At 63.9% G+C, this 12,627-nt stretch carries 14 protein-coding genes; 7 read left to right on the top strand and 7 right to left on the bottom strand.

Going from position 1 to position 12,627, the window contains the following annotated elements; all coding sequences use genetic code 11:
• Positions 1 to 10 precede the first annotated feature (10 nt).
• Positions 11 to 1,072, top strand: a complete 1,062-nt coding sequence (locus tag PVZ80_RS25195) for an AraC family transcriptional regulator (RefSeq protein WP_273864721.1) — start codon at positions 11 to 13, stop codon at positions 1,070 to 1,072.
• On the opposite strand, the gene PVZ80_RS25190 is transcribed toward PVZ80_RS25195, so the two are convergent.
• Positions 1,029 to 2,483, bottom strand: coding sequence for a TrkH family potassium uptake protein (locus tag PVZ80_RS25190; RefSeq protein ID WP_009047652.1), 1,455 nt, complete (start codon positions 2,481 to 2,483; stop codon positions 1,029 to 1,031). The genes PVZ80_RS25195 and PVZ80_RS25190 overlap by 44 nt on opposite strands.
• A gap of 120 nt (positions 2,484 to 2,603) precedes the next feature.
• Here PVZ80_RS25190 and PVZ80_RS25185 point away from each other — a divergent pair, with 120 nt between their 5' ends.
• Positions 2,604 to 3,170 (top strand): nitroreductase family protein, encoded by a 567-nt coding sequence (locus tag PVZ80_RS25185; RefSeq protein WP_009047653.1) that lies wholly within the window; start codon positions 2,604 to 2,606, stop codon positions 3,168 to 3,170.
• A gap of 137 nt (positions 3,171 to 3,307) precedes the next feature.
• Here PVZ80_RS25185 and PVZ80_RS25180 read toward each other — a convergent pair whose 3' ends face one another.
• The 6 genes from PVZ80_RS25180 to PVZ80_RS25155 form a co-directional block, all read right to left on the bottom strand.
• Positions 3,308 to 4,648 (bottom strand): sensor histidine kinase, encoded by a 1,341-nt coding sequence (locus PVZ80_RS25180; protein WP_041987069.1) that lies wholly within the window; start codon positions 4,646 to 4,648, stop codon positions 3,308 to 3,310.
• A 65-nt stretch (positions 4,649 to 4,713) separates the two neighbouring features.
• A complete protein-coding gene (locus tag PVZ80_RS25175; RefSeq protein WP_009047655.1) occupies positions 4,714 to 5,151 on the bottom strand; it encodes a Spy/CpxP family protein refolding chaperone in 438 nt (145 codons plus the stop codon).
• 251 nt (positions 5,152 to 5,402) lie between these two features.
• On the bottom strand, positions 5,403 to 6,080 hold the full coding sequence (locus PVZ80_RS25170) for a response regulator transcription factor (RefSeq protein WP_009047656.1): 678 nt from the start codon (positions 6,078 to 6,080) through the stop codon (positions 5,403 to 5,405).
• Positions 6,081 to 6,087: 7 nt separating this feature from the next.
• Positions 6,088 to 6,498 (bottom strand): translation initiation factor 2, encoded by a 411-nt coding sequence (locus tag PVZ80_RS25165; protein ID WP_009047657.1) that lies wholly within the window; start codon positions 6,496 to 6,498, stop codon positions 6,088 to 6,090.
• Positions 6,499 to 6,608: 110 nt separating this feature from the next.
• Positions 6,609 to 6,908, bottom strand: coding sequence for a YciI family protein (locus tag PVZ80_RS25160; RefSeq protein WP_009047658.1), 300 nt, complete (start codon positions 6,906 to 6,908; stop codon positions 6,609 to 6,611).
• A gap of 1 nt (position 6,909) precedes the next feature.
• Complete coding sequence (locus tag PVZ80_RS25155) at positions 6,910 to 7,506, bottom strand: septation protein A (protein ID WP_009047659.1); 597 nt, start codon at positions 7,504 to 7,506, stop codon at positions 6,910 to 6,912.
• An 87-nt stretch (positions 7,507 to 7,593) separates the two neighbouring features.
• Here PVZ80_RS25155 and PVZ80_RS25150 point away from each other — a divergent pair, with 87 nt between their 5' ends.
• From PVZ80_RS25150 to rluB, 5 genes are all read left to right on the top strand, one after another.
• On the top strand, positions 7,594 to 8,457 hold the full coding sequence (locus PVZ80_RS25150; RefSeq protein ID WP_009047660.1) for a PHP domain-containing protein: 864 nt from the start codon (positions 7,594 to 7,596) through the stop codon (positions 8,455 to 8,457).
• Between the two features lie 13 nt (positions 8,458 to 8,470).
• On the top strand, positions 8,471 to 9,100 hold the full coding sequence (locus PVZ80_RS25145) for an L-threonylcarbamoyladenylate synthase (RefSeq protein WP_009042694.1): 630 nt from the start codon (positions 8,471 to 8,473) through the stop codon (positions 9,098 to 9,100).
• Between the two features lie 120 nt (positions 9,101 to 9,220).
• On the top strand, positions 9,221 to 9,919 hold the full coding sequence (locus PVZ80_RS25140; protein ID WP_172667002.1) for a segregation and condensation protein A: 699 nt from the start codon (positions 9,221 to 9,223) through the stop codon (positions 9,917 to 9,919).
• Positions 9,920 to 9,931: 12 nt separating this feature from the next.
• Entirely contained in the window at positions 9,932 to 10,987 is a 1,056-nt protein-coding gene (gene scpB, locus PVZ80_RS25135) for an SMC-Scp complex subunit ScpB (RefSeq protein WP_273864720.1), read from the top strand.
• A gap of 317 nt (positions 10,988 to 11,304) precedes the next feature.
• Positions 11,305 to 12,519, top strand: coding sequence for a 23S rRNA pseudouridine(2605) synthase RluB (rluB, locus tag PVZ80_RS25130; protein ID WP_016702275.1), 1,215 nt, complete (start codon positions 11,305 to 11,307; stop codon positions 12,517 to 12,519).
• Positions 12,520 to 12,627 lie beyond the last annotated feature (108 nt).

The raw sequence follows: 12,627 nt of genomic DNA, 5'->3' as shown, positions 1-12,627 counted from the left end.
AGAACCCACCATGAGCGAACGAACGACTTCTGCAAGCTGGGCGATGGGAATTGTCAAAGCTCTGGAGATGGACGGCCTGGATTGCCGTGCATTGTTCAAGCAGATCGGGCTCGACTATGCCGCGCTGGACGATCCGGACGCGCGTTTCCCGCAGGACTCGATGACGCGTCTATGGCAGCGTGCGGTGGAACAGTCCGGCAACCCGGCGATCGGCCTGAACATGGGCAAGGTGGTGCGCCCGGCCTCCTTCAACGTGGCCGGATATGCCCTGATGTCCAGTCGTACCCTGGCCGAGGGGTTCCAGCGCCTGGTGCGCTACCAGCGGATCATCGCGGAAAGCGCTGATCTGAGTTTCCGGCTTTTACCTGAAGGTTATGCGCTGATTCTGACGGTGCACGGCGATCATCTGCCGCCGACCCGGCAAAGTGCCGAAGCCTCGCTGGCCTGTGCGCTGGCGCTGTGTGGCTGGTTGACCGGGCGTACGCTGCAGCCGCGCCAGGTGCTGATGCAGGGGGCTGTGCCGGTCGATCTGGAGCCCTACAAGCGGGCGTTTCATGCGCCGCTGGTGTTCAACGCGCCTTACGATGCGTTGATTTTCGAGCGTGCCGATCTGGAAGCGCCATTGCCGACCGCCAATGAGGCCATGGCGTTGCTGCATGACCGTTTTGCCGGTGAATACCTGGCGCGGTTCTCCGAAAGCCGGGTGACGCACAAGGCGCGCCAGGCGCTGTGCCGGTTGTTGCCCCAGGGCGAGCCGAAACGCGAAGCCGTGGCCCAGACCCTGCACCTGTCCCAGCGCACCCTGCAACGGCGGTTGCAGGAGGAGGGCACCAGTTTCCAGACCCTGCTCGACGACACCCGCCGTGAGCTGGCCGAGCAGTACCTGGCGCAGCCGAGCATGACCCTGCTGGAAATTGCCTATCTGTTGGGGTTTGCCGACCCGAGTAACTTTTTCCGCGCTTTCCGCCGCTGGTTCGATGCCACGCCCGGCGAATACCGGGCGCGGCTGCAGGAGTCCTCGGTCTCCATCAGTGACGCCAGAATGCCGGAATACACAACACGAATACGGTGATGATCTCCAGCCGGCCGAGCAGCATGCCCAGGGACAGAATCCACTTGGCGGCGTCCGGCAGGGTGGCGAAGTTGCCGGCTGGGCCGATGGTTTCGCCCAGGCCCGGGCCCACCCCCGACACCGTACTGGCCGCACCGGTCAGGGCGGTCATCCAGTCCACACCCAGCAGCGACAGCGCCAGGGCGATCACGCAGATGGTGATGGCGAAGAAGAACGAGAAGGTCAGGATCGAACGGACGATTTCCTCGTCGAGGCGGTGACCGTTGTATTTCTGCTTGATTACCGCGCGCGGGTGGATCAGCTGGTTCAAGTTGGCCTTGAGCAGGATGTAGGCGACCTGGAAGCGGAAAATCTTGATCCCGCCGGCGGTCGAGCCGGAACAGCCGCCGACGAAGCCCAGGTAAAAGAACAGCATCAGCGAGAAGTTGCCCCACAGGCTGTAGTCGCCCAGGGCGAAACCGGTGGTGGTGACCACCGAGGTGACGTTCAGCGCGACGTGACGCAGGGCTTCCAGCCAATGCAGCTGGGTGGTCCACCAGTACCAGGTGCCGAGCACCAGCCAGGTCACCAGCAGCATGCCGAGCAAGCCCTGGACCTGCTGGTCCTTGATCAGCGCCCGGCGGTTGCCGCGCAGGGTGGCGACGTACAGGGTGAACGGCAGGCTGCCGAGGATCATGACCACCACCGCCACCCAGTGCACCGCCGGTTGCGGCCAGTGCGCCAGCGAGCTGTCGGAGGTGGAGAAGCCACCGGTGGAAATCGCCGACATCGCGTGGTTGATCGCGTCGAACAGGCTCATCCCGGCCCACCAGAAGGCCAGGCTGCCGAGAATGGTGATGCCGACATAGGCCGCCACGATCAGCCGCGCCACCATGTGCGAACGCGGCATGACCTTTTCCGAGCGGTCCGAGGATTCGGTCTGGAACAGGCGCATGCCACCGATGCGCAGCAGCGGCAGGATCGCCACCGCCATGCCGATGAAGCCGATGCCGCCGAGCCAGTGCAGCAGGGAACGCCACATCAGGATGCCCGGCGACATGGTGTCCAGGCCGCTGAGCACGGTGGCGCCGGTGGCGGTGATGCCGGACATGCTTTCAAAGAACGAGTCGGTGTAGCTGATGTGCTGGGTCAGCAAAAACGGCAGGGCGGCGAAGATGCACACCACCAGCCAGCTGGACACCGTCAGCAGGTACATGTCCCGCGGACGCAGGTGCACATGCTCCGGGCGCCCGGGTATCACCAGGGCCAGGCCGGCGATGAAGGTGATCATGCTGGCCCAGAGGAACGACGGCAGGTCGCCGGTGCGCTCGAACAGCACCAGCGTCGCCATCGGAATGACCATGGCGATGGCCAGGGTGATCAGGAAAATGCCGATGATGAAACCAATGATCCGTAGGGTCGGCAACGCCATGAGGTCCGCTCGGGGCTGATAAGGAGGGCGCCATTCTACCTGCGGTGCGGAGCATGTAAACCGGCACCCGGAAGGCACTTATCGGTAGAATGGCCGGACATTTTTTTCAGGAGGTGGCCGATGGAGGCTCTCGACGCATTGCTCAACCGTGTTTCCGTACCGCGTCTGGTGGACCCGGCGCCGACGGCGGCGCAACGCGAAGCGCTGTTCGCGGCGGCATTGCGCGCCCCGGATCACGGCCAGTTGCGGCCTTGGCGCTTTCTGACGGTGGAAGGCGCGGCCCGTGAACAGTTGGGCGAGCTGCTGGTGGAAGCGGTGCAATTGCAGGGTGGCGAAGTGACCCAGGCGGCCCTGGACAAGGCCCGTGCCATGCCGCTGCGCGCGCCGTTGGTGGTGGTTGTAGTGGCCCGCTTGCAGGAGCACGTCAAGGTGCCGAAATCGGAGCAGCGGCTGGCGGCCGGCTGTGCTGCCCACGGCATCCTGCTGGCGGCCTACGCCCAGGGGATCGGTGCGGTGTGGCGTACCGGCGAGCTGTCCTATTCGCCCCATGTGGCCAAGGGGCTCGGCCTGGGCGACGGTGAAGAAATCATCGCCTTCCTGTACCTGGGCACGCCGCTGAACGAGCCACGGGTCGCGCCCAAGGTGGATACGGCGGAGTTCGTCAGTGCCTGGTCAGGCAAGGCCTGATCGTAGAGTTGCAGTGTCGCGGATAGCTAATCGCGGGCAAGCCTCGCTCCTACAAGTTAGTGCCGTTCGCCAGATAGGTGAACGACGCGAGTCTGCAGGAGCGAGCGGGCGGCGATCCGACTTGCCCGCGAAGCTTCTCAGGCCTGGGCAGTAACGTCAGGCACCAACGGCAACTCCAGGCTGGCGATAAAGCCGCCCTGGGGATGATTGTCCAGGGTCAGGCTGCCGCCGTGGCGTTCCGCGGCGCGCCGGGCGATGGCCAGGCCCAGTCCGTGACCCGGCGCGGTCTGGCCCGGGGCGCGGTAGAAGGGTTCGCCCAACTGACGCAAATGTTCGGCTTCCACCCCGGGGCCGTGATCGCGCACGCTGAGCACAATTCGGTCTCCCTGACGCAATGCCCGCACTTCGATCGGCTGTCCGGCCGGGTTGAAGCGCTGGGCATTGCGCAGCAGATTGTCCAGCGCCCGTTCGATCATGGTCGGCCAGCCCTTGAGGCTGAGCGGTGATTCGGCCTGGATCTTCACCGGCTGTTCCGGACAGGCCAGTTGGGCATCTTTCAGCAGGTTGTCGAGCAGGGCATTGAGGTCCACCTCTTCGGCGCTGGCGTTGTCGGCATCGACCCGGGCCAGCACCAGGATTTCGCTGATCAGTGCTTCCAGGCGATCGCACTCGCGGGTCAGGCGCGGCCACAGGCGCTCGCGTTCCTCGGCCGTGGCGCGTTCGGCCAGCGCCAGGGCGATGCGCAGGCGCGCCAGCGGCGAGCGCAGCTCATGGGAGACATCGCGCAGCAGCTGGCGCTGGCTGCCGATCAGGCTTTGCAGGCGCGAACCCATGCGGTTGAAGTCCTTGGCCAGCACGCCGAATTCGTCGCGGCGGGCGGCCAGGCGAGCCAGGCTGTTCTGCTGGTAAGTGGTTTGCCCCAGGTCATGCACCGCACCGCGCAAACGGCTGAGGGGGCGGGTGATGGACAGGGTCACCAGCAGGCTGAACAGGGTCAACACCACCAGCGCGATGGTCAGGGCGCTCAGCGGCCACAGCAGGCTGTCGCGGTGCCAGGCGTCCAGTTCCGGGTGGGGAATGCGATAGATCAGCAGGTAGGTGTCGCCGGTTTTCGGGCTGGTGTATTCGGCGGTCAGGCGCCGCCAGGGCAGGCGCCGGTCATCGTTGTTCTGCCGGGCCTCGAGGGCCGCCGCGCGGCGCGGGAAGGTGCCGCGGACCACCGGGTCGCCAGCTTCGTTCAGCACCTGTACGTTGACGTGGTACTGGTGCTTGCGCTGCTCGAGGATCTCCTGGGCGGCGTCTTCGCCCTGTTCTTCGTAGGTGCGCGTCCACTCCTCGGCCAGGGTATTGAGGCCCGGATGGCGACTGAGGATCCAGGCATCCTGGTTCAGCATATGGCCAAGCAGAATCGACAGCCCTGCAACCAGGGTGATGGCCAGCCAGAAGCTGGCGAGGATGCGCCAGAACAATGAACGCACGGGAAGTCCTCAAACAAGGAAAGCCCAGTGGGGTGCCACTGGGCTATGGGATAAGCGCTAGAGCATTATTGCGCTTTTTGCGGCTGTTGCGCTTTCCAGGCCTTGAATTCGGCCCATTCGGCGCGGCGCTCAGCGTGTTTCTTCTGGATGGCGTCAAACTCTTTCTGTTGTTCCGGCTTGAGCAGGGCGCGGATATCCGCTTCGGTTTTCTGGCGCTTGGCGGCGATCTCGTCCTTCATGGCCTTCTGGTCGGCCGGCGACAGTTTTTCCAGGTACTTCTGCACCAGCTCTTTGCGCTCGTGCATCTGCTCACCCATCAGCTTGCGAATCTGCTGGCGCTGTTCGTGGCTCAGGTCCAGCTGACTGTAGGGGCCTTTGCCGCGCATGTGTTCGCTGTGGCGCGGGCCATCCATCGGACCCATGGGACCTGCGCCTTCCGGCATGGCCATGGCCACGGTCGGCAGGGCGGCGGCGAACATCAGAGCGATCAGGGTCTTGCGCATGGTGTATCTCCTTGTCTCATTCCCGGTCAGTTCCGGATGTGTGCAGATTACGGAGATCAAGGTCAGCGGCGGTCAGCGAAGGGTAAAGCTTGGGTAAAGACGTTTTTGGCGAAACTGACATAACCCCTGTAGCCGCTGCCGAGCCTGCGAGGCTGCGAACGACCGATACGGTCGCAGGGATCTTGCGAATGCAGGAGGGCCTGCGGCCCTATCGCAGCCTGCGGCAGCGGCTACAAGGATCAGGAATCTGTTCAGAGGCTGTAGTAGTAGCCACGGCTGCGCAGGGCGACGATGCGCGGGCGGCCATCGGGGTGCGGGCCGATCTTCTTGCGCAGGTTGCTGACGTGCATGTCCAGGCTGCGGTCGTACAGGGTCAGCTTGCGGCCCAGGGCGATCTGCGCCAGCTCCTGCTTGTCCAGCGGTTCGCCCGGTTGCTTGAGCAAGGCTTCCAGCAGGCGGCTTTCGGAAACGGTGAGGGTGATGTCCTGTTCGTCGATGCTGACCACGCCGCGTACCGGGCTGAAACACAGGTCGCCCAGCTCCATCTGGCTGGACACCGCGGTCGGGTGGCTGCGGCGCAGCACGGCGCGCAGGCGGGCGGTCAGTTCACGCGGATCGCAGGGCTTGGCCAGGTAGTCGTCGGCGCCCAGTTCCAGGCCGAGGATGCGGTCCAGGGGCTCGCCGCGGGCCGAAAGCATCAGCACCGGCAAGTCCGGGTGGTCGTTGCGCAACTGCTTGAGCAGTTCCAGGCCGCTGCCGTCGGGCAGCATCACGTCCAGCACCACCGCCGCCGGAGCGTGGTCGGCCAGGGCGCGCCGGGCGCTCAGGCCATCGTGGCAGGCCCGTACCTGAAAACCTTCCTGGCCCAGCCAACTGGTCAGGAGTTCGCAGAGCTCCTGGTCATCGTCAATCAGTAACAGCTCGCTCATGAATCACTCAATTTAGCCATTGTCGACGCTTCCTATGTCCACCACTGGCGAAGATACCGCAGAGCAGGGCCAATAGCGCTACCCCGGCGCCGGTGACGAACCATTGCTGCTGATCGGTCAGCAGGCGCGGCGCGGAACTGGCCTGGGCCTCGCGCAGTTGCAGCTTGAGGCGCTGGTTCTCCTGGCGCAGGCGGCTTAGCTGGGCGCTTTCGCGCTCGCTGTCGGCGCTCTGCAATTGCCGGGTCAGCTCTTCGCGCTGGTGCTCGCTATCTTTCAGGCGTTGCTGCAATTCGCTGATCTGGTTGCCGGCACTCAGGGACAAAGGCGTGGAATGTCCCGGGTCCGCGGTTTCTTCGGCAGAGGCGCTCGCCCCGATCGTTAACATGACCAACAACAGGCACAACGGAGCTTGGCGCATCGGAACTCCTGATTCCAATCGAGTGTTGGGCAAGTTGTCGGCAGTCAAACGAGAATAATGAGCGATTGAGAGCGCGATGAACCCATAAGGTTCACCGCGCGGGAGAGGATTTACGGCAGGACTTGCTTGAACGGCTTGACCACGACGCTGGCATAGACACCGGCGGCGACGTAAGGATCGGCGTCGGCCCAGGCCTGGGCGGCGCTCAGCGAGTCGAATTCGGCGATGATCAGGCTGCCGGTGAAGCCCGCGGCACCGGGATCATTGCTGTCGACGGCAGGGTGTGGCCCGGCCAGTACCACGCGACCTTCGGCCTTGAGCTGCTGCAACCGCTCCAGATGCGCCGGGCGCGCGGCCAGGCGGTTTTCCAGGGAGTTGGCGACGTCTGTAGCAATGATTGCGTAAAGCATGTCAGTCCTCGGTTTTCGAAGTGGTGGGTTCGGTGTCGTGAAGATGGCGCGACAGGTAGATGCCCTGGCCGACCAGGAACAGCACGGTCATGCCCAGGCTGCCGAAGACCTTGAAGTCGACCCAGATGCTCTGGAAGGTGAAGGCGACGAACAGGTTGGCGGCGCCGCAGAACAGGAAGAAGGCGATCCAGGCGATGTTCAGGCGGGTCCAGACCGGCTCCGGCAGGGTCAGCGCGTGGCCCATGATGCGCTTGATCAGCAGGCGGTCGCCGATGAAGTGGCTGCCGATAAAGGCCAGGGCGAACAGCCAGTTGACCACCGGCGCCTTCCATTTGAGGAAGGTTTCGCTGTGGAAGGCCAGGGTCAGGCTGCCGAACACCAGGCAGGCGACCAGGGTCAGCCACTGGCTTTTCTCCAGTTTGCGCTGGGAGATGAACAGCGCGCCGTATACCACCAGGGAACTGATGATCAACACCGCCGTGGCGCTGTAGATACCGCCTACGGTCAGTTGTTGACCGGCAATGTCGACGACTCGGGGATCAATTTTGTAGACGATGAAAAACAGGAACAGCGGGATGAAGTCGATGAATTGTTTCACAGTGGCAGCCAGAAGCAGGATGTGGCGGCATAATAACAAACATCCATGGCAGCGAAAGCGCCAGCTGACTTGAGGTTGAACAGTCCCGTGAATGTTGATTTGCACTGCCACAGCACGGCCTCCGATGGCGCCCTGGCGCCCGCGGCTCTGGTTGCGCGTGCGTTCGAGAAAGGCGTGCGAGTCCTGGCCCTGACCGATCATGACACCCTGGAAGGCCTCGACGAGGCTCGCCTCGCGGCCCGGGAACTGGGCATGCAACTGGTCAATGGCGTCGAATTGTCCTGCACCTGGGGTGGGGCGACCATTCATGTGCTGGGCTACGGTTTCGACGTCAATGCGCCGTCATTGGTCGAAGCCATCGGCAAATTGCACGACGGTCGCTGGCTGCGTTCCGAAGAAATAAGTCGCAAGCTCGCGCTCAAAGGCATGCCGGGTGCCCTCGAAGGGGCTCGGGCGATCCAGCAGGAACTGGGTGACAGCGGCAATGCGCCGGCCCGGCCGCACTTCGCCGATTACCTGGTGCGCGCCGGTTTCGTGAAGGACCGCGCCGAAGCCTTTCGCAAGTGGCTGGGGGCCGGCAAGCTGGGCGACGTCAAGCAGCACTGGCCGACCCTCGAGGAAACCGTCGAGACGCTACGCGCGGCGGGGGCCTGGGTCAGCCTGGCCCATCCCTGGCATTACGATTTCACCCGCAGCAAACGTCGCCGCCTGATTGCCGACTATATTCAAGCAGGTGGCCACGCGATCGAGGTGGTCAACGGCCATCAACCCGCCGAGCAGGTGGGCAGCCTGGCCATCCTTGCTCGGGAGTTCGGTCTGCTGGTGAGCGCCGGCAGTGATTTTCATGGCCCTGGAGGCTGGTCCGAGATAGGCGAGTATCGCCCTGTTCCGGAGGATCTGCCGCCGCTCTGGTGTCGGTTCAAACATGACCCAATTATTGCCGCCGTCTGAACAGGTAGAGAATGTGAGTCAATTTTTCCAGATTCATCCGGAAAACCCGCAACCGCGCCTGATCAAACAGGCTGTCGAAATCATCCGCTCAGGTGGCGTGGTGATCTACCCGACCGACTCGTCCTACGCCATTGGCTGCCAGATCGGCGACAAGAGCGCGGTCGAGCGCGTGCGGCGCCTGCGGCAACTGGATGACAAACACAACTTTGCGCTGATCTGCAGCGACCTGTCGCAGTTGGGCCTGTTCGCCAAGATCGATACCGGCACCTTTCGCCTGCTCAAGGCTCACCTGCCGGGGCCTTACACCTTCATCCTCAACGCCACCCGCGAAGTGCCACGGTTGTTGCTGCACCCGAAGAAACGCACCATTGGCCTGCGGGTGCCGAGCCATCCGATCGCCCTGGCGCTGCTGGCCGAGCTCGGCGAGCCGCTGATGAGCGTCAGCCTGATCATGCCCGGTGAAACCGAGCCGATGAACGATCCTTATGAAATGCGCCAACTGCTCGAGCATCAGGTCGACCTGATCATCGATGGCGGTTTTGGCGGCATCATGGCCTCCACCGTGATCAACCTGGCCGATGGCGAGCCGGAAGTGATCCGTATCGGCTGCGGCGACCCGGCTCCCTTCATGGTCGAGGCCTGAATGTCCGCAGTGGAACACGTTGACGACCAGGCCGGAGCGCAGCAGGAGCTGCCCTTTGCGATGGTCTACGGCCAGGCGGTCATGGAAATGCCGCTGGACCTGTACATCCCGCCGGACGCCCTGGAAGTCTTTCTCGAAGCCTTCGAAGGCCCGCTCGACCTGCTGCTGTACCTGATCCGCAAACAGAACATCGACATCCTCGACATCCCGGTGGCGGAAATCACCCGCCAGTACATGGGCTATGTCGAGTTGATGCAGTCGGTGCGCCTGGAGCTGGCCGCCGAGTACCTGGTGATGGCGGCCATGCTGGCCGAGATCAAGTCGCGCATGCTGTTGCCGCGCTCGGCCGAGGTGGAAGAGGAAGAGGAAGACCCGCGCGCCGAACTGATCCGCCGCCTGCAGGAGTACGAGCGCTTCAAGGCCGCCGCCGAAGGCATCGACGGCCTGAGCCGGGTCGGCCGCGACGTCATAGTGCCCAAGCTCGACGCCCCGGAAGCCCGGGCGCGCAAGCTGCTGCCGGATGTCGCCCTGGAAGAGGTGCTGATGTCCATGGCCGAGGTGCTGCGCCGGGGCGACATGTTCGAAAGCCATCAGATCAGCCGCGAGGCGCTGTCCACCCGCGAGCGTATGAGCGAGGTACTGGAGCGGCTCAAGGGCGGTGGTTTTGTGCCCTTTGTCGAGCTGTTCACCGCGGAAGAAGGACGCCTGGGGGTGGTGGTGACCTTCATGGCGATCCTCGAGCTGGTCAAGGAATCCCTGGTCGAGCTGGTACAGAATGAGCCTTTCACGGCTATCCATGTGCGGGCGCGAGCCGAATAACGAGCTGAAACAATGAATCTGAATGAACCCCGCGAGCTGGCGCCGCTGCTTGAAGCCTTTCTGTTGGCCTCGGGAAAACCGCAATCCATGGAGCGCCTGTTCGAGCTCTTCGAGGAAGGTGAGCGTCCGGACCCTGCGGTCTTCAAGAAGGCTCTGACCATTCTGGGTAAATCCTGCGAAGGTCGGGCCTTCGAACTCAAGGAAGTGGCCTCCGGTTATCGCCTGCAGGTGCGGGAAAAATTCGCGCCCTGGGTCGGCCGGCTATGGGAAGAGCGGCCCCAGCGTTACTCCCGGGCGATGCTGGAAACCCTGGCGCTGATTGCCTACCGTCAGCCGATCACCCGTGGCGAGATCGAAGATGTGCGGGGCGTGGCGGTCAACAGCCAGATCGTCAAGACCCTGCTGGAGCGCGAGTGGATTCGGGTGGTCGGCTACCGTGACGTGCCGGGCAAGCCGGCGATGTTCGCCACCACCAAGGCGTTTCTCGATCACTTCAACCTGAAAAACCTCGACGACCTGCCGCCGCTGGCCGAGCTGCGCGAGATCGAAACCGAGCCGGTCCTCGACTTCGACGACGCGCCGGTGCCCGCCAGCCTGCAAGCCTTGGCCGACGCCAGTGCCGAGCCGGAAGAACCGAAGGAAGAGACCAGTTTCCACACCTTGCTGCTGGAACTGGACTCGATGGAGGAGGGGATCAAGACCGACTTCGACGATCTGCATCGCGATGGCGCGGTGGACTCGTCCGGGGACGACTTTGTTGCCGACGCCGAGGTTGGCGCCGAGATCGACCCCGAAACGCAAACTCGTGCCGAAGCCGAAGCCGAATTGCCAGTTGAGCACGACGCGGAGCTTGAAGCCGAGCACGAGGCCGAACTCGAAGCGGACGCAGGCGACGAGCAGGAGCAAGAAGTCGATGACGATGTGCTCGGCGTCGCCGAAGCCCGCGCCAAGCTGCTGGCCGCCGTGGCGGCATTGGAATCGCCGGCTCCAGAGTTGAGCGACGAAGAGGCCGAAGCCCTGGCGCTGGCCGAGGCCATCGAGAACGAAAGACGCGAACGGGAAGACTGATCACGCCACGCTTCTGTAGGAGCGAAGCTTGCTCGCGATGAACGTTGATGCGGTGTGCCAGGCATACCCTGGCGTTGCCGATCGCGGGCAAGCCGGATCGCCGCCCGCTCGCTCCTACAGGTCAAGCGGCCAAATGTCGGGCTACCACCGGCCAGCGGAAAAACCGGTAGGCCGCCACTTATCGGCTAGTCTCTGATGCGCAACCGGCGCCATGAGCGTATGATTCGCGACCCTTTGGCGATCCCTTCGCCACAAAACCTGTTTTTACTACCGTTCAGGCCACTCAAGCCTGAATCGACACACCGGGAGGTGCCCAGATGAGTGAAGATCAGCAAGACCAACAGGAAATCGGCCCAGCAGGCGAAAAGCTGCAGAAAGTCCTCGCCCGTATCGGCGTCGGCTCGCGCCGCGACGTGGAGTCCTGGATCAGCCAGGGCCGGATCAAGGTCAATGGCAAAGAGGCCACCCTTGGCCTGCGCGTCGACCTGCATGACGCCATCTCCATCGATGGCAAGGTGATCAAGCGCGAAGAAGCGTCCGAATCGGTCCGCCGCGTGATCATGTACAACAAGCCCGACGGCGAGATCTGCACCCGTGACGACCCGGAAGGCCGCCCGACCGTGTTCGACAAGCTGCCGCGTCCACGGGAAGGCCGCTGGATCAATATCGGTCGCCTCGACATCAACACCACCGGCCTGCTGATGTTCACCACCGACGGTGAGCTGGCCAACCGCCTGATGCACCCGTCCTATGAAATGGACCGTGAGTACGCGGTACGTGTGCGTGGCGAAGTCGACGACGAGATGATCGAGCGCCTGAAAGCCGGCGTGATGCTCGAAGACGGCCCGGCCAAGTTCACCGACATCCAGCAGGCGCCCGGTGGCGAAGGTTTCAACCACTGGTACCACTGCGTGGTGATGGAAGGCCGCAACCGTGAAGTACGTCGCCTGTGGGAATCCCAGGGCCTGGTGGTCAGCCGCCTGAAGCGCGTGCGTTTCGGTCCGGTGTTCCTCAACTCCGACTTGCCGATGGGCCGCTGGCGCGAAATGAGCCAGTACGAAGTGGACGTCCTCAGCGCCGAGGTTGGCCTGACGCCGGTGGCACTGCCGCAGCTCAACGCCAAGAGCAAGGACAAGCTGGAACGCATGCAGCGCAAATCCTCGCGCCCGGTGGGCAAGAGCGAGCGCGTGCGGACCCTGCGTCCGGCCCATGGCGCGCCTGCCGCCGGTGCTCCGCGCCCGTCGCGCGAGCCGCAGATCGAAGGCGAGCGTCCGGGCCGCAAGCCCGCGCCACGCCAGGATGGCGAGCGCGCTCCACGGGCGCCGCGTCCGGCTGCCGGTCGTGGTGAGTCGGGTCGCGGTACGCCAGTGGCGGATCGTCCGAGCGACACCAAGCGCCCGGCCAAGCCAGCGCCGAAGTCCAAGCGTCCGGGCATCGTCCTGGTCGACAAGGATGCACCGTCGGGCAAGCGCCGTGGCGCCCCGGCCGGTTCCGGCCAGCGCCCGGGTTTCGGTCGCCGCAAGCCTGAGTGAGGCAGCCTTGAGCTGCAAGCTGTAGGCAACAAGAAAAAACGCCAACCTCAGGGTTGGCGTTTTTTTGCGCTTTGGCGCATCGCGAGCAAGCTCGCTCCTACAGAAGAG

It is taken from the genome of Pseudomonas sp. B3G-3, from assembly GCF_028640915.1.
GTDB lineage: Bacteria > Pseudomonadota > Gammaproteobacteria > Pseudomonadales > Pseudomonadaceae > Aquipseudomonas > Aquipseudomonas chlororaphis_I.
This window is presented reverse-complemented; position numbering and strand designations above follow the sequence as displayed.